This is a genomic window from Clostridium moutaii, from assembly GCF_041205085.1.
GTDB lineage: Bacteria > Bacillota > Clostridia > Clostridiales > Clostridiaceae > Clostridium_B > Clostridium_B moutaii.
This window is the reverse complement of the sequence record NZ_JBGEWD010000012.1, coordinates 1-17,561: the sequence shown is the minus strand read 5'-3', so window position 1 is coordinate 17,561 and position 17,561 is coordinate 1. Positions and strand designations below refer to the sequence as shown.

Genomic DNA, 17,561 nt, shown 5'->3' with positions numbered 1-17,561 from the left:
TCAGTTAAAAAGTGCAGTTCACTTGTATTTTAGTGAACTGCACTTTTTATTCTATGATTGTGCTTTTACCGTTTAAAATTTTCAGATTATTGTTTTCATACCCCACGTTATATATAACATTATATTTGCTTGTTTTAGAATTGGGTTCATTTCCCTCAACGGCCTGGATTGTGGCTGAAACTTCTATATTCCCATTATCTGTTCCACGACAGAGCATATTATCTATTTTTACAGATACGGTTTGGAGATAACCTTTCCTAAAATCTTCATAGGCCGTGCTTTGCTGCCAGCTTGCTCCAAGAAGAGAATAGGCAGTTACATAGTCATTAGAATTTAAGCTGTTGTAAAAATATGAAACTAAGTAAGCGGCATCTTCATTAGTGGGTTTCTGGTTTTTATCTGAAGTGATATCCTGAGATGAAAATTCATATGTAGTAGGATTAGCCGCCCAGTTATTTATCATGGAATCAACCTGAGTTATTGGTATGCTGAAACCTATGGATTCATCATCTATTTTTGCAGAATTTATGCCTATAACCTGTCCTGTATTTCTATCCAGAAGAGGACCACCGCTGTTGCCGGGAGATATAGGAGCAGAAATCTGATAAACATTTTTATACTGATAATTTTCCAGAGTGAAGCTTCTGTTTAATCCACTTATTATACCGGTGGTAGCTGTGTTTTGAAACCCAAGTGGACTTCCAAGAGCTATTATTTCGTCTCCTATGTCAGCCTTTTTATTTTTCAAAATCTTCATAGGGCTTTTTCCACTTAAGTTATCAACTCTGACTAAAGCCACATCTGTGATTTCGCTTTTGCCTATGAGTTTACCTTTATATGTTGTAGTATCAGCCATTTTTACGGTTATGGAAGATCCATTGTTCACCACGTGTGCATTGGTTACTATATCTCCTTTTGTATCATATAAAAAGCCAGAACCGGTTATATTTTCGCTGCCATTTTTTACTTCCAGGGATACAACCAGTTTTTGATTTTCATGTATTATTGCCTTTAAATTTTTGGGCTTAGGAGCACTTAGTGCTTCAGCCACATCTCCTAATTTAGATGAACTTCTAGAGGATTTAAGACTTATATTTCTATGTATAATTATACATGCAACAGCACCAAATACTACAAGGGCTATTGTTATAAGAAGGGAGATTACAAAATTTCTATTTATTTTCATAATTGTCCTCCTGTGGCAAGACCCAGGTTATATTTGTAATTTTAATATGATGGCCTTTTGATGTCCCATATTCTGTATTCTCAAATTGACCTGTGTCATTTATATCCAGATGGTTAGGATATACGTAAGTAGAGTCACTTCCCAGTTCAGTATTGTTGGAATCATACATGGTATAGTATATCTGCACTGAACTTATTGGCTTTGTAGCTATATTTTTAATATTTCCCTTGATTACAAAATCCCCATATTTATTTACAGAAGTGGAAGTGGAAGTTACTTCTACTGCATTGGTCTTATTATTTTTGTCTTCCATAGCTGCTGAGGCCATGGCATTCTGAAGTCTGGTTTGTTCAGCCGCTTCAAAGGAATTTTTTTCAGATATTATAATTTGTTTAAAATTAATTAATTTCTTATCATTTGGATTATAAGTAATACCCTTGTTTAAAGTTTGAAGGGCAGAAGTAAAATCATTTTTCTTCAAGTATTCGTTTGCAGTATCATAAGCTATGCTGCTTATTCTCTTTCTGAGTTCCGCAGCAGTTTCACTGGCTTCTTTTACATTGTAATTGGATATTTTATTGAGGAGTTCAGCCAAATCCTCTATACTGCTTTTATTATTCATTTCGTTTTTTATCTGTAGTACAGTTATACCCATCTTCTTATTGTCTATGTTTTTATTTAATAGGGAATAAAAAGCTCCAGCTTTATCTGATATTAAATTACTGGTCTCATCCAGTTCATTTAAAGCTTTATTATAATCTTTTTTCTTTATGTAACTGTCTAGAACATTTATATGGGAGTTTACAATTTCACCATCCTGTAAAAATTTTTTATCCGCCTTTAAAGTTTCATTATTTGGACGTAAGCTTAAAGCTTTGTCTATTATTGGATAAGCACCTGATATATTACCTTGAAGTGCCATGTTTTCAGCAGTTATTCTATTTTTTTCTACACTTTTTGAAATAGAAACCTGATAGAAATAATAGGTACAGGTTAAACTTACAGTAATTACTGCGGATAAAAGAGGCATGACCACATTTATATTTTTATAAAAAGGAATTTTACAGCAAGTTTTATTGTTATCTTCTTTATTTAAATTAGAATCTGTTATATTGACATTTGGTTTATCTAGAGTTAAAGCATTCACCCGATCCTTTTCTATGTTTTGTTTTAGGGCTTGCCTTATATTATGAACTTGAATGGTGCTGTCATTTAAATTTTCCTCTTTAGTATTATCTTTTAAATTGGTTCCACATTTTTCACAAAATAAAGCTTCACTGGAAACTCTAGTTCCGCATTTATAACAAAACATTGTGTTATTCTCCTTAAAATTATTAATTTTCGCATCCATGGCAGCTTTCGCAATTTGAAACATCAGGATTAAATACAGGTGCTATAGTGAATTTCCCGTCTCCAAGGCCATTTTCACTTCCACAAAGGAATATAAAACCACTAAATTGTACGAATAAATTCTTATCTACTATAAAGCTTATATCCTTTACCTGTTGAATTAAATCATTATCAGTTTTATTGTCCACACTTATGTTGAAACGGGGACCATGACAGGACATACCTTCTAAATAGATTCTTATTACATCACAAGTTATATTGTTTTCAGTCAAAAACTTTTTAAATTCGCTATAGGCTATATCGCTTATTTTTATAAAATTCATATAAAACCCTCTCTTATATATAATAATTTATTTTTTGTAAGTAGATAAATATACTTTATATGTATTGTATCAAAAATTTTATATTTGTACTATAGTAATTTATTTATAGCAAATATTATTATATTTTGTTAAAATAAGTATGTATAAGATAGAATCACTTAATTTCATAGAGCGGAGATGTAAACATGAATAAAAAAGATTTAGCAAATATAAGGAAGGAATTTAAATTGGGAAGCTATAAGCTGCCTATTAAAGAGGTCTACAGCGTATATTTAAAAAAAGATAATGGAGAAATAATAACCAGAGAATTGGAACATTTTGAAATGATGGAAATAGAAAAAAGAGAACTTTATTTAAATAATTTTAAGAAGGTGCTCACAGGTTCCCTGGATTCCAAGATATTTGAATTGAATTTTAGAGAAATGGAAAAGGAAAAAAATCCAGATGATAGTGAAAATACTCAGCGTATATTGTATAATGCTTTAAATTCCAAGGAGAGCATAGCTGAATTCGGAGATAAAGTAGTGGATAAAATATCTAAAAATTACACTTACGATACAGATGTAGTGATAAATTTTATAAAAGCAGAGTATTACAGCAGCAATAAAAAAAATGAGGATGAAGGAGATAGTGACATAGAGGATTATGTGCAGGCCGTAGAATTTTTATTGTGTAGTGTAAATAAAGTGGAAATTCCCAAGAAAGTATTAAAATTTGACTATACTGAAATGAAATTCAAGCCAAATTCTGCACTGGACATGATTATAAATTTAAATTCTCCCCTAGATGGATTTATGTTTCCAAGTTTTACATGTCAGTATGTAGATGTAAATAAGATAATATATTACTCTTCAAAGGCCAAACAAATTAATGGTACTTTTGTAGAGAAGGTACTGGATTGTACAATAAAACCTACAGCAGTAGAAGAAAAAGAAAATTTTAATGCCATATTGGGCACTGCAGTAGGAGGCAAAATAAAACCGGATATTATGCAGGATATATATGAAAAGATAAATGAAAAGCTTGATGAAGAAGACAGGGAAGAAGAACCAACCTTAGATATGAATGAAGTTACAAGGGTACTGGGTGAAAGTGGTGTAGAAAGTGTACAATCTATTAAAAATGCCTTTCAGGAAGTATGCGGGGAAGATTATGAGTTTAAAGCCAGGAATGTAGTTCCTGATTTTAAAAGTAAATCTATAAAGATTGAGAATGAAAATACAAGCATAACCATAAAACCACAGGATTTAAGCAGTGTAAGGCAGGTAGTGGATAAAAAAGGCAGGAAATGTCTATTAATAGAGCTGAAAGAAGATATGGTTGTAAATGGACTTAACCTGGAGACTGAGGAGATAGAGGATTATATTTAAATTTTTAATTTTCCAGTAAAAAATTTATTGACAATGTTTAATATTGCTGATATACTGATTGTCATAATATTAAATATTGAATAAACTTATTAAGAGAGGTGGAGGGAAAGGCCCTATGAAACCCAGCAACCAGTATTGATTAATGCATTGGTGCTAATTCCTGCAGCCTATAGCTGAGAGATGAGGTAATCATGAGAATATAAACTCAGGGGTTTCCTCTGAGTTTTTTATAATTTAATTAAATACAAATTTTAAAGGTTGACCAGAAAAACTGGAGACTAAATTTTGATTTTTATAAGATTTAGTCTCTTTTTTGTTTTGCCGCAATTTATTTTAATTAAAGAGAAAGATGGTATATAGGCAATTATTAAAAGAAAGGAGGAGGAAGGAAATTATTATGATAAGTGTACAAAATTTAAGTAAAACCTTTAGTACGCCTAAAGGTAAAATTCAAGTACTAAAAGATATAAATCTTAAAGTGGAGAAAGGAGATATTTTCGGAATAATAGGCTTTAGCGGAGCTGGAAAGTCTACAATGATACGCTGCTTAAATAGGCTTGAAGAACCTACTTCAGGCACTGTACTCATTGGAGACAAAGATATTACTGCTATGGATAAAAACGAACTTAGAGAAGCTAGAAAAAAAATTGGAATAATATTTCAAGACTTTAATTTATTTGATTCAATGACTGTATATAAGAACGTAGCTTTTCCTCTAAAGATATCTGGTTATCCTGAACAAAAGATAAAGAATAGAGTGCATGAAATATTGAATTTAGTAGAGCTGAGTGACAAGGTGGATTCTTATCCTGCCCAATTAAGCGGAGGTCAGAAGCAGAGAGTGGGTATAGCCAGGGCACTGGCCAATGAACCAGATGTGTTATTAAGTGATGAAGCTACCTCCGCATTAGATCCACAGACCACTTATTCCATATTGGAGCTTTTAAGGGATATAAATAAAAAACTTAATTTAACTATTCTGCTTATAACCCATGAGTTGGATGTTATTAAATATATCTGCAATAATATGGCAGTGATTGAAGAAGGTAAGATTGTGGAAACAGGAAGCACAAATTCAGTATTTTTAAATCCTAAAAGTGATACTGCTAAAAAGTTTGTTAAAATAATGAGAAATCTCAGTGTGAATTCCGATTATCCTGGAGGTGAGGTAATATGACTGATGATTTTAAAATGTTGATTCTAAAAGGATTGTCGGAAACCATAGAAATGGTAATTATAGCTGGCTGCATAGCACTGCTCATCGGGCTGCCGCTTGGAATTATTTTGGTTGTTACTAAAAAAGGACATATTTTAGAGCATGAAAAATTAAATAAAGTATTGGCTGCTATAGTAAATGCAATAAGATCCCTTCCTTCTATAATATTAATTGTGGTTTTACTGCCATTAGCCAGATTGATTGTAGGAACTACATTGGGTATGAAGGCAGCTATTGTTCCCATATCCATAGGAATAGCACCTTTTTTAGCTAGAATTATTGAAACATCAATAGAAGAAGTAGAATGGGGAAAAATTGAAGCAGCTTTGGCTGTGGGAGCAAAACCATTTCAAATTATATTAAAAGTTTTAATACCAGAAGCACTGCCTTCACTTATAAGAGGGATTACAATTTCAATTATATCCATTATTGAATTTACTGCTGTAGCTGGTGCTATAGGAGCAGGAGGATTGGGAAGCCTGGCAATACGTTTTGGATATGAGAGATTTCGTGAAGATATTATGGTAGCTACTGTTGTGCTGTTAATTTGCCTGGTGCAGATCATACAGTTTTCAGGAGACCATATTTCTAGATATGTAAATAAAAAAAGATATAAATTTGATTGATTATTTTAAGGGAGATGAATTAATATGAAAAAGAAAAGTGTAATATCATTGATGCTGGTGTTGGTTGTAGGATTGTTTTCAGGCTGTGGAAACAGCAGTGATTCAAAGAGTACAAGCAGTTCAAGCGATAAGAGCAAGAGTGTTACAGTGAAGATAGGAGCTGCAGCAGTGCCCCATGCGGAAATATTAAACCACATAAAACCTGCTCTGGCAAAAGAGGGAATCAATTTGGATGTTGTGGTACTGGATGATGAGGATCAGTTAAATCCAGCTTTACAGGAAAAACAGATAGATGCAAATTATTTTCAGCATTTACCTTATTTGGAGTCTGTAGCTAAAGAAAAAGGATACAATTTTGCAGTAGCTGGAAAGGTTCATGTGGAGCCAATAGGTTTTTATTCTGATAAAATTAAATCAAAAGATGAGCTCAAAAGTGGAGCCAAAATTGCAATACCTAATAATCCCTCCAATGAATACAGGGCTTTGGAACTTCTTCAGGAACAGGGATTAATTAAATTAAAATCTGGAATAGCTAACTATAGTGCTACACCTTCGGATATTGTGGATAACCCTAAAAATCTTCAGTTTGTAGAAGTTGATGCAGCTCAGCTTCCCAGAGTATTGCCGGATGTAGATGGTTCCATAATAAATACAAATCTTGTACTTGAGGCAAAAATGGATCCTAATAAAGCATTATTTAGAGAGGATAGTAAATCACCTTATGCTAATCTTATTGTAGTAAGAAAGGGCGATGAAAATAAAAAGGAAATAAAAGAAATAGTAAAAAAGCTTAATTCAGAGGATGTAAGAAATTTTATAAAGAGTAAATATGGAGTTGCAGTAGTGCCAGCTTTTTAAAGGGGAGGTATAGCGTTGAGTATTAACATAAAATCTCCGGAAGTGGAAATAAGGGAATCCAGACTAGGTTCAATTACGGGATTTGGTGGAAGTGCTAAAGAATTATGCAGCAAATCCAGAAGTGGAAAGTTATGCGAAAAGAGAAGAAGTTTTAGCCAATGCCTGGGATGCAGTTCGGGAAATGCACTATGCCAATTGGTTATGATACAGGATGCGGTAGTAATAAATCATGCGCCTATAGGGTGTGCAGCCGACTTTCAGGATTATAATTTCACAAATAGAGTAGGACAGAGAAAGAGAAAATTACCTTTAAAAAATGCCAGGTTGTTAAATACCAATTTGAAGGAAAAAGATATGATATACGGTGGAATTTTTAAACTGGAAAAGACTATAGAAGAAGCCTACAAAAGGTTTAAGCCTAAAGCAATTTTTGTAACTACTTCCTGTGCATCTGGAATTATTGGAGATGATGTAGAAGAGGTAACTGATGAAGCACAAAAAAAATTGGGGATACCTGTGGTGTTTGTGGCTTGTGAAGGATTTAGATCCAGAATTTGGACAACAGGTTTTGATGCTGCATACCATGGTATTCTGCGGAAAATAGTCAAACCGCCGGTTAAAAAAAGAGAGGATATGGTAAATGTAATTAATTTTTGGGGAAGTGATATATTTACGGAGCTATTTGGACAAATAGGATTAAAGCCCAATTACATTGTGCCTTTTTCGACCATAGATCAACTGGAAAAAATATCTGAAGCTGCAGCTACAGTACAAATATGTCCTACACTGGGGACATATTTGGCAGCTGGATTGGAACAGGAATATGGTGTACCTGAAGTTAAAGCCCCACCAGCTTATGGCATTAAAGGTGCGGATATGTGGTTTAGAGAACTGGGTAAAGTTACCCATAGAGAAAAAGAAGTTGAAAAACTTATAAAATCTGAAAAAGATAAAATTGCTCCTGGGCTTGAAGAGCTTAGGAGCAAATTGAAAGGAAAAAGGGTATACGTCACAGCTGGAGCAGCTCATGGGCACAGTTTAATAGCTCTTCTTAAAGATCTCCATATGGAAGTAGTAGGTGCAGCTATATTTCACCATGATCCCTGTTATGACAATATGGATCCAAAAAGCGACAGCTTAGGATATGTTGTGAAAAATTATGGAGATGTGAAGAATTTTAATATTTGCAATAAACAGCCTTTTGAATTGGTAAATATATTGAATAGATTAAAACCAGATCTATTGGTGGCACGCCATGGAGGAATGTCTTCCTGGGGACCAAAATTGGGAATACCCACATTCCTGATGGGGGATGAGCAGTTTGGATTAGGATATGAAGGCCTGATAAATTATGGAAATAAAATAGTGGATGTACTGGCAACTAAGGAATTTGTGAAGAATATTGCTGCACACTGTGAATTGCCCTATACTGATTGGTGGCTAAAACAGGATCCTTATAGCTTTTTGGGAGGTGGTCATAGTGACTAAAACAACTGAAATAATAGAACAACCCAGGTACTATTGTGCATTGGGAGCGCAGCAGTCAGTACTGGCTATTAAAAGGGCCATACCCATATTACATTCCGGACCAGGATGTGGAATTAAACTTCATGATGGTCTCAGTGTTGCATCAGGATATCAGGGCATAGGGTATTCGGGAGGAAGTGCCGTACCTTGTACCAATACAACGGAGAGAGAAGTGGTGTTTGGAGGAGAACACAGGTTAAGACAGGTAATAGATGGGTCTCTAAAGGTTTTAAAGGGCGATCTATTTGTGGTTTTAACAGGATGTACTGCAGATATAATAGGGGATGATGTGGGGCAGGTAGTAAGTGAATATAAAAGTAAGGGGATTCCTATAGTTTATGCAGAAACAGGCGGATTTAAAGGAAGCAATTTCAAAGGACATGAATTGGTAATTGAAGCCATTATAGATCAGTTTATAGGTGAAAGAAAACCAGAGGTGGAGAAGGGGCTTGTAAATGTTTGGTCCGTAGTTCCATATCAGGATTCCTTTTGGACAGGTAATTTGGCGGAAATAAAAAAATTGCTTCAGTCAATAGGTCTGAAAGTCAACATACTTTTTGGGACGGAATCCAATGGTGTAGATGAATGGAAAACAATTCCCAATGCCCAGTTTAATTTAGTCCTCTCTCCCTGGGTAGGATTAAATATAGCCAAACAGTTAAATGAAAAATATGGTACTCCTTATCTGCATTATCCAGTGTTACCTATAGGGGCAAAGGAAACCAGCAAATTTCTAAGGACTGTGGCGGAATTTTCACAATTGGATAAAAAAAGGGTTGAAGATTTTATAAGCAGGGAAGAAAAAAGATTTTATTATTATATTGAAAGATCACTAGATTTTTTCATAGAATTTAGATATGATATGGCAGATAGATTTTTTAATATAACAGACTCCTTTTATGCACTTGGAATAAGCAAGTATTTAGTGAATGAACTTGGAATTGTTCCAGGAGAACAATATATTACAGATGATGCCCCGGAAGAATATAGAAAAAAAATAGAGTATGAATTTGCACATCTATCCCAGGATATATTTTCTAAAGTAATATTTGAAACTGATGGAGGTAAAATACATGAAGGGTTAAGAAAATATAATCATGGTAATTATACACCATTGATTTTGGGAAGTTCCTGGGATAGAGATATAGTATCAGAATTAAAGGGTTTTGGAATAAACATATCCTTGCCAGTGATGCATAGGTTAGTACTTAATAGGACTTATGTAGGATATAATGGTGGATTGACATTGACAGAAGATATATACAGCAATATATTGGAAAGTTATAAATAATTAAATACAATTTAATTAAAAAATTAATTGACCCTAGAAACATTATACGGTATAATTAAAAGCAATAATTTAATATTGATCCTTATCAAGAGAAACTTAGGGAATGGCCCGATGAAGTTTCAGCAACCCATGTGAGTATTACATGTAAGGTGCTAAGTCCATCAGAACACAGTTCTGGAAGATGAGGTAAAGGTAAAACTTTAATGCAAATCTTTTATGTTTATTGCCATATAAGTTAATCCTCTTCATCTGAAGAGGATTTTTTTAGTTTATCAAGTTATTTTTAGGTACGGTGGAGTTTGCCCATAAGGAATGCTTTTATACCGAACCTTATTAACAGTATTCTTAGTGTCTTTAGCACTTAGAATACGTTATCCTTTAGGGGAAGAATAAATCCAGGGGCACAGCAGTACTTGTCATACCTAGATTTGAAAAAGCTGGGGGGTATTAGCAATGGTAGCCATTGGATAAATTATTATAAAAGGGGGTAATATAAAAATGGAGGCAAAAATTATACGGGAAAAAAACCAGATTTCAGAGCAGTATATTAAGAAAATATTGCAATCATTAAAAAGTATAAGCTATGGTTCAATAACTTTAGTGATTCAAGACGGAATAGTAATTCAGGTAGAGACAAAGGAAAAAATAAGACTTAAATAAATGGCGGATTTGTTTAATTATCTAAAGAATAAAAATTGAGATAATTTAAATTGGATTAAGTTATTATCAGAAAATAAAAACTTTTAGAGAAAAATATAAAATGCATATTTTCATTATTGATTATCCTTTGAATAAATAGTAAAATGTAATCAGGTACAATGTTGAGTATTTAAGTCGGATATTCTATCTCATCTAATTACTCATTTATATTGTAGCTGATTTTTAAAATTAAACATGACTCAAATACTCGGATATAAAGGAGAGGTATAATGGGAAAAAAGTTACTGGAAATAAACAATCTAAGAACAAAAGTTGAAGATAAGGAGATATTGAAAGGACTTAATTTACAAATTGGGAAGGGTGAAGTTCATGCCATAATGGGTCCCAATGGGGCAGGAAAGTCCACTCTTGTAAATACTATAATGGGCCATCCCAAATATGTTATATCAGCAGGAGATATAGTATTTGAAGAGGAGAAAATAAATGATTTAAAAGTAGATGAAAGGGCAAGACGTGGGATATTTATGTCTTTTCAATATCCAGAAGAGATACAGGGAATAACTGTTGAAAATTTTTTGCGAAGTGCAAAGGCTGCTGTTACGGGAGAAAGAAGTGGCATATTGGCATTTAAAAGAGCTTTAAAAGAAAAATTGAAACTTTTAAAAATAGATGAAAGTTATGCACAGAGATATTTAAACGTGGGATTTTCAGGTGGGGAAAAGAAAAAAAACGAAATACTTCAGATGGCAGTACTTGAACCTAAACTTGCCATGCTTGATGAAACAGATTCAGGACTTGATGTAGATGCAGTTAGAATAGTATCAGAAGGAGTAAGCAAACTTAGGACAAAAGATAATTCAATACTTATAATTACACATCATGACAGTATTTTGGAACATTTAAAACCGGACTATGTTCATATACTTGTAGACGGTAGAATAGTTAAGACCGGTGATGCATCCTTGGCTGAAGAAATAGAGAAAAATGGATATGACAAGTTTAAGGCACTGGTTTAGCGGATTGTCTTGGAAGAGAGGTGTTTTTATTGGAAAAAGATAAAACTCATATAGAAGATGTAAAAAGAAGTATTTATGATATAAAAAATGAAGATAAATCCAGTTATAAAACTGGCTCAGGTCTTACAAAAAAAATAATAGAAGAAATATCTGAGGAGAAAAATGATCCTGATTGGATGAGGGAGTTTAGACTTAAATCTCTGGATATTTACAATAATATGTCAATGCCATCCTGGGGACCTGACTTAACAGACTTGGATATGAATAACATAGTTACCTATGTAAGACCGGATACCAGTATGAAACATGATTGGAAGGATGTGCCGAGGGATATAAAGAAAACATTTGACTTACTTGGAATACCTAAGGCAGAGCACGAATCACTGGCGGGAGTTGGCGCACAATATGATTCAGAAGTGGTTTATCACAATGTAAGTGAAGAACTTAAAAAACAGGGCGTTTTATACATGGATATGGAGACGGCAATAAGGGATTATGGAGAACTTGTAAAGCCACTTTTTATGAGACTTGTGCCTCCAACAGACCATAAGTTTGCAGCACTTCATGGAGCAGTGTGGTCCGGTGGTTCTTTTGTATATGTTCCAGAAGGAGTGCAAGTTGAAATACCAATTCAATCTTATTTTAGATTAAACGCCCCTGGGGCAGGTCAATTTGAACATACACTTATAGTAGTTGAAAAAGGAGCAAAAATTCATTATATAGAAGGTTGTTCAGCACCTAAATACTATGTAAACAATCTGCATGCAGGATGTGTTGAATGTTATATAAGAGAGGGAGCTTCCCTAAAATACAGCACTATAGAAAACTGGTCAAGAAATATGTACAATTTAAACACTAAAAGGGCAGCAGTAGATAAAAATGGTCACATAGAATGGGTAACAGGTTCTTTTGGTTCCAAAGTATCCATGTTGTATCCCATGAGCATACTAAGAGGAGAAGGAGCAAGATGTGATTTTACAGGAATAACTTTTGCAGGTGCGGGACAATATCTGGATACTGGTTCGAAAGTAGTGCATGCGGCACCAAATACCACATCTGTGGTTAATTCAAAGTCCATATCTAAAGATGGAGGGGTTTCCATCTACAGAGGCCTTTTAAGTTCCACAAAAAATGCAGTGAATTCCAGATCCAGTGTATCCTGCGAATCATTGATGCTTGATAGTGAATCCAGATCGGATACAGTACCTATTATAAGTGTGGCAAATAACAATGTGGATGTGGGTCATGAAGCCAAAATAGGGAGAATAAGTGATGATGCTATTTTCTATCTCATGAGCAGAGGACTTACGGAAGAAGAGGCAAGGGGCATGATAGTTACGGGATTTGTTGAACCTGTAGCTAAGGAACTTCCTCTTGAATATGCAGTAGAAATGAACAATTTAATTAAACTAGAATTAAAGGGAACTATAGGATAAGGAGGTACTGTATGATAGATAGTAAGGAAAATTTTAGTGACAGCAAGAATATAATTTCCACATTGCAAAATAAAAGAGATTTTAGATTAAATCAAGCCTATGTACCTACATGGAAGCATCTTGGATTGAATAATTTTCATATTGACAATTATAAACTTCCGGATATACGGGAATATGATGCAGATTATATGGATTTTAAAGCTGAAGATTTTAGGGATGTTACCATAGTACCTATAAAAGAAGCCGCAAGTGAAAACTGCCTTTGCAAATATTCCAGTTTTAAAGATGCCACTTCCGTGTCAAAGGATTTTGTGAAACTTGCGGAAGATGGATTTAATTCAGGAGTATTTATAAAAGCTCCGGAAAATAGAATTTTAAACTCTTATGTGAGGCTTAATTTTAATTTAGATAAACATAACCCTACAGTGGTAGATCACAATATAATTATAGCTGAACCAAACAGCAAAATTACTTTAGTAGTAGATTATTATACTAGGGAAAAAGAAATAAATGCTTTTCATGATGGATTGACCAAGGTGTTTGCTAAAAGCGGATCTCAGGTAAATGTCGTAAAAATTCAAAGAATGAATGATAAATCTACTCATTTTGATTCAAATATGGCACAAGTTGATGAAGGTGCAAAGGTAAATTGGATTACTATAGAAATAGGCAGCCATATAAATGTTACAAATTATAACTCGGATTTAAAAGGGGAACGCAGCAGTTCCGATATATATTCAGCTTATTTGGTAGATGGAGATAGAAGACAAGATCTTTATTATACTGCCAACCATTTTGGAAAGAAGAGCGTCAGCAATATGGTTATAGAAGGAGTATTAAAAGATAAAGCAAGGAAAGTGTTTAAGGGAAATATAGATTTTAAGAGGGGATCTTCTAAGTCCAAGGGATCTCAAGCTGAAGAAGTGCTTCTTTTAGATCCAACGGTTAAGACGGATACTATTCCAATGCTTCTCTGTCAGGAGGAAGATGTAGATGGGCAGCATGCAGCTAGTGTAGGTAAAATAGATGAAAATCAGCTTTTTTATTTAATGAGCAGAGGGTTTGATTATGGCGAAGCGGAGAAACTAGTTATAGAAGCCAGGTTTAGTCCTATTTTTGATAAAATTCCTGCAGAGGATTTAAAGAAATTTTTATCTGAAGAACTTAAAAGGAGGATTATAAATGAGTAATGGGAATGTAATACAAACGGGTATAGATGTAAAAAAGATAAGAAAGGATTTTCCAATACTTTCTATAAAGGTAGAAGGCAAGGATTTGGTGTATTTTGACAATGGAGCAACTACACAAAAACCACTATCCGTTATAAAAGCTGTGGAACATTACAATGAAAATTTAAATGGCAATCCTCATAGAGGAGCCCATTACTTAGGAGTTACATCCACAGAAGCTTATGAGGGAGCCCGTGAGAAGGTAAGAGAATTTATTGGAGCAGAGAAATCTTCTGAAATAATATTTACAAGAAATACTACGGAATCATTGAATTTAATAGCTTACAGCTATGGGCTCGATTCTATAAATAAGGGAGATGAGATAGTAATTGCTATTTCAGAGCATCACAGCAATATACTTCCATGGCAGATGGTGGTAAAGGCCAAAGGTGCAGTACTTAAATACATGTATGTTAATGAAGATGGGAGAATAACTGAAGAAGAGTATAAGAGCAAAATTACTGATAGAACAAAAATTGTATCTATTGCACAGGTGTCAAATGTACTTGGAACAAAGTATCCAGCTAAAGATATTGTGAAATATGCCCATGAAAAGGGAGCTATAGCTATAGTAGATGGGGCTCAGAGCACACCTCATATGAAAGTAGATGTATCTGATCTTGACGCTGATTTCTTTGTGTTTTCAGGCCATAAGATGTTAGCCTCCATGGGAATAGGAGTACTTTATGGAAAAGAGGATCTTCTCTTAAAAATGTCTCCATTTTTGAGAGGTGGAGATATGATAGAGTATGTTACAGAACAGAATGCCACATTTGCAGAACTGCCTTTTAAATTTGAAGCTGGTACCCAGAACGTAGAAGGAGCAGTGTCCCTTGGAGCAGCTATTGATTATTTGAACTCAATAGGACTTGATAAGATTGAAGCTTATGAGGAAGAGCTTACGGAATATGCCCTTAGAAAAATTTCGGATATAGATTATGTTACAGTGTATGGTCCTAAAGATGTAAAAAACAGGGCAGGAATTATTTCATTTAATGTAAAAGGTGTTCACCCTCATGATGTTGCAACTATATTAAACAGCTATGGGGTGGCAGTAAGATCAGGACATCACTGTGCACAGCCACTTATGAAACATTTGGGAATTCAAGCATCTTCCAGAGCCAGTTTTTATTTTTACAACACTTATGAGGAAGTAGACAAATTTATAGAAGCTCTTAAAAATGTGAGGAAGTGGTTAGGATATGGACGATCTTAGTCTTATATATTCTGAAATAATAACAGAGCACAATCAGGATACAACAAACAAAAGAGAACTGGAAAATCCAGATCTAAAAGAAAGAGGTCATAATCCAAGTTGTGGGGATGATATAACTCTTTCACTGAAATTCAAAGGAGATGTTATAGATGATATAGCCTATGAGGGAAGCGGATGTGCCATATCCCAGGCTTCTACATCTATGATGATAGATTTGATTAAAGGCAAAACCATTGAGGAAGCTTTAAATTATGTTAAAACTTTTATAGGAATGATAAAAAAAGAAATTACAGATGAAAAAGAACTGGAAAAATTAGAGGATGCCATAGCGCTTAAAAATATATCAATGATGCCTGCCAGGGTAAAATGTGCGGTGCTTGCCTGGCATACATTGGAAGAAGCTATAAAAAAAAGGGGAAAAGATAGCTCTAACAATTAAAAATCTAATTATTAAGAAATACCCCAAAGGTTTTGCTTTTGGGGTATTTCTTAATAATCAATTGTTTTTATATCTATTTATAAAGGAATTGTATTCATTTCGCAGATCATTTTTATCTTCTTCAGATGCAAAGGAATAATCTATTCCATTTTCTATAACTTTTTTTATGTCGCCAAAACTAAAATTTTGATATTTTACAAGGTACTCAAACTCTTGAATTATATCTGTATTTGACACTGTGGTATTATCTGTATTTACAGTTATGACAAGACCTTCATCCAAATATTTTTTTACAGGGTGCTCATTGTAACAGTTTACGGCAGATGTATTTACGTTGCTGGTCATGCACACTTCAAGAGGGATTTTGTTTTCTTTCATATATTCAACTATTTTGTTGTCTTTATATGCATAGGTACCATGACCTATTCTTTCAGCATATAATGTTTTTATAGATTTTATTATATTTTGTGATATACCTGTTTCACCTGCATGAACTGTACGGTGAATACCATATTCCTTTGCCAGCTTGAAAGATTCCCGGTGAATTTCAGGTGGAAAATCCGATTCATTTCCTGCAAGATCTATGGCAACTACACCCCTGCCAAAAAATTTTTTTGCCAGATTGACAAGAGCTATTCCATATTTAACAGGTTCCTGTCTTAAAATACATAGAATTAAATTTGACTTGATACCTAGATTATTTCTATTATATTTCATGGCAGATATCACGGTTTCTACAACCTGTTCTGGATTTAATTTATCATTCAAATGATTAAAAGGAGCAAAGCGTATCTCTATGTATTTAATGTTTTTTTGGGAGGCATCTTCTAGTAATTCAGTAGTTACTCTATATATATTTTTTTCACTTTGCATAATTTTTATAGGTAAATTGAATTTGTCCAGATAGTCTTTTAAAGAACTGCATTTTCCAAAAACTTTAACTTGTTTTTCAAAAGTGTTTAAATTATTGCTTAAAACAGGTATGTTTTCTCTGGAAGCTATGTCTAAAATAGTTTCAGGCCTTAAACTTCCGTCTAGGTGGCAGTGAAGATCTGTTTTCGGAATGAGTTTTATTATTTCATCAAGATTCATTATATCGTGCTCCTTATTAGTTATTTAAGATATATTAACATTATATATCTTAAACATTAATATATGATATGTTATATTTAAAAATTCTTAAGGAAAATTAAGCTACTGTACAGAGCATATTTACTGGGTATTTATTATAATTGCATATTTTTTAAGAGAGATTACAAAATATTTTCATTAGGTGTTGTAATTTACACAATAAAGTAATACAATAAATAAGGTTGTTAAAATTTATAAGAAAGATGGTAAATTTATGGAACAAATAGAACAATTAAGAGAAAAATTAAATTCATTGGTTATTAAAGATGATGTTTTATACAATGGAGAAATATTGGAGATAAGCCAACAGTTGGACAAATTAATTTATCTTCAATATAGGAATGTTAAGGATTATGGAAGTAATTTGATTTTTAATATGTAGTCATTGTGTGTTAACTAGCAGGTTGTGATATGTTTTTTACTATGTGGTTGATAATGGAATTGGTGAAGGAAATAAGTAGCTTTGGTTTGTTCTATGATACAATGTTTCATCTAAATTTGCGGTTGATTCTTAAGTCATACTCTTGGAATCATGATAAATTTGTAGCTGTAAAAATTATATTAGTAGTTGATAAAATTAATTTTAAAATATGTTGACAAATATGAAATTAAATGATACACTATACAAGCTGTCTTAAGAGAGGCAGGTAATTGAAGATGATCCTTGAAAATTAAACAGAATAAAAT

Annotated in this window: 17 protein-coding genes and 2 riboswitches; of the genes, 13 read left to right on the top strand and 4 right to left on the bottom strand. The window is 33.4% G+C overall.

Translation table 11 applies throughout. The annotated features are described in order from the left end of the window. Window positions 1-46 precede the first annotated feature (46 nt). The 3 genes from AB8U03_RS12395 to AB8U03_RS12385 are packed head-to-tail and all read right to left on the bottom strand — an operon-like array spanning window position 47 to window position 2,859. On the bottom strand, window positions 47-1,186 hold the full coding sequence (locus AB8U03_RS12395; RefSeq protein ID WP_369704869.1) for a S1C family serine protease: 1,140 nt from the start codon (window positions 1,184-1,186) through the stop codon (window positions 47-49). Then, the gene (locus AB8U03_RS12390) at window positions 1,173-2,498 is read right to left on the bottom strand and encodes an FxLYD domain-containing protein (RefSeq protein WP_369704868.1); all 1,326 of its coding nucleotides are present in this window, start codon (window positions 2,496-2,498) and stop codon (window positions 1,173-1,175) included. Before AB8U03_RS12390 ends, AB8U03_RS12395 begins: the two co-directional genes overlap by 14 nt. Window positions 2,499-2,520: 22 nt before the next feature. Next, a complete protein-coding gene (locus AB8U03_RS12385; RefSeq protein ID WP_369704867.1) occupies window positions 2,521-2,859 on the bottom strand; it encodes a HesB-like protein in 339 nt (112 codons plus the stop codon). A gap of 185 nt (window positions 2,860-3,044) precedes the next feature. On the opposite strand from AB8U03_RS12385, the gene AB8U03_RS12380 reads away from it, so the two are divergent. From AB8U03_RS12380 to sufU, 12 genes are all read left to right on the top strand, one after another. Next, complete coding sequence (locus tag AB8U03_RS12380; protein ID WP_369704866.1) at window positions 3,045-4,229, top strand: DUF4317 domain-containing protein; 1,185 nt, start codon at window positions 3,045-3,047, stop codon at window positions 4,227-4,229. Window positions 4,230-4,312: 83 nt separating this feature from the next. Further along, a riboswitch (SAM riboswitch) is annotated at window positions 4,313-4,416 on the top strand. A 210-nt stretch (window positions 4,417-4,626) separates the two neighbouring features. Beyond that, window positions 4,627-5,406, top strand: coding sequence for a methionine ABC transporter ATP-binding protein (locus AB8U03_RS12375; protein WP_369704865.1), 780 nt, complete (start codon window positions 4,627-4,629; stop codon window positions 5,404-5,406). Then, window positions 5,403-6,071, top strand: a complete 669-nt coding sequence (locus AB8U03_RS12370) for a methionine ABC transporter permease (RefSeq protein ID WP_369704864.1) — start codon at window positions 5,403-5,405, stop codon at window positions 6,069-6,071. The genes AB8U03_RS12375 and AB8U03_RS12370 overlap by 4 nt, the downstream gene beginning before the upstream one ends. Before the next feature lie 24 nt (window positions 6,072-6,095). Next, window positions 6,096-6,929 (top strand): MetQ/NlpA family ABC transporter substrate-binding protein, encoded by an 834-nt coding sequence (locus tag AB8U03_RS12365; RefSeq protein ID WP_369704863.1) that lies wholly within the window; start codon window positions 6,096-6,098, stop codon window positions 6,927-6,929. A 15-nt stretch (window positions 6,930-6,944) separates the two neighbouring features. After that, window positions 6,945-8,417, top strand: a complete 1,473-nt coding sequence (locus AB8U03_RS12360) for a nitrogenase component 1 (RefSeq protein ID WP_369704862.1) — start codon at window positions 6,945-6,947, stop codon at window positions 8,415-8,417. Beyond that, window positions 8,410-9,747: a nitrogenase component 1 gene (locus tag AB8U03_RS12355; RefSeq protein ID WP_369704861.1), complete on the top strand. Its 1,338-nt coding sequence runs from the start codon at window positions 8,410-8,412 to the stop codon at window positions 9,745-9,747. The genes AB8U03_RS12360 and AB8U03_RS12355 overlap by 8 nt, the downstream gene beginning before the upstream one ends. A 79-nt stretch (window positions 9,748-9,826) precedes the next feature. Continuing rightward, window positions 9,827-9,935, top strand: a riboswitch (SAM riboswitch). A gap of 310 nt (window positions 9,936-10,245) precedes the next feature. Beyond that, window positions 10,246-10,407: a DUF2292 domain-containing protein gene (locus AB8U03_RS12350; protein ID WP_369704860.1), complete on the top strand. Its 162-nt coding sequence runs from the start codon at window positions 10,246-10,248 to the stop codon at window positions 10,405-10,407. A gap of 269 nt (window positions 10,408-10,676) precedes the next feature. Then, the gene (gene sufC / locus AB8U03_RS12345; RefSeq protein WP_369704859.1) at window positions 10,677-11,423 is read left to right on the top strand and encodes a Fe-S cluster assembly ATPase SufC; all 747 of its coding nucleotides are present in this window, start codon (window positions 10,677-10,679) and stop codon (window positions 11,421-11,423) included. A 29-nt stretch (window positions 11,424-11,452) separates the two neighbouring features. Continuing rightward, entirely contained in the window at window positions 11,453-12,859 is a 1,407-nt protein-coding gene (sufB, locus tag AB8U03_RS12340; protein WP_369704858.1) for a Fe-S cluster assembly protein SufB, read from the top strand. 11 nt (window positions 12,860-12,870) lie between these two features. Beyond that, complete coding sequence (gene sufD / locus AB8U03_RS12335) at window positions 12,871-14,049, top strand: Fe-S cluster assembly protein SufD (RefSeq protein WP_369704857.1); 1,179 nt, start codon at window positions 12,871-12,873, stop codon at window positions 14,047-14,049. Then, the gene (locus AB8U03_RS12330) at window positions 14,042-15,304 is read left to right on the top strand and encodes a cysteine desulfurase (RefSeq protein ID WP_369704856.1); all 1,263 of its coding nucleotides are present in this window, start codon (window positions 14,042-14,044) and stop codon (window positions 15,302-15,304) included. Before sufD ends, AB8U03_RS12330 begins: the two co-directional genes overlap by 8 nt. After that, the gene (gene sufU / locus AB8U03_RS12325; RefSeq protein ID WP_369704855.1) at window positions 15,291-15,743 is read left to right on the top strand and encodes a Fe-S cluster assembly sulfur transfer protein SufU; all 453 of its coding nucleotides are present in this window, start codon (window positions 15,291-15,293) and stop codon (window positions 15,741-15,743) included. The genes AB8U03_RS12330 and sufU overlap by 14 nt, the downstream gene beginning before the upstream one ends. 57 nt (window positions 15,744-15,800) lie before the next feature. Here the strand turns inward: sufU and add are convergent, their stop codons facing one another. Then, on the bottom strand, window positions 15,801-16,835 hold the full coding sequence (gene add, locus AB8U03_RS12320) for an adenosine deaminase (protein ID WP_369704854.1): 1,035 nt from the start codon (window positions 16,833-16,835) through the stop codon (window positions 15,801-15,803). Between the two features lie 253 nt (window positions 16,836-17,088). Between add and AB8U03_RS12315 the strand changes: the two genes are divergently transcribed. Then, on the top strand, window positions 17,089-17,256 hold the full coding sequence (locus tag AB8U03_RS12315; protein ID WP_369704853.1) for a Spo0E family sporulation regulatory protein-aspartic acid phosphatase: 168 nt from the start codon (window positions 17,089-17,091) through the stop codon (window positions 17,254-17,256). The last annotated feature ends 305 nt before the right edge of the window (window positions 17,257-17,561 follow it).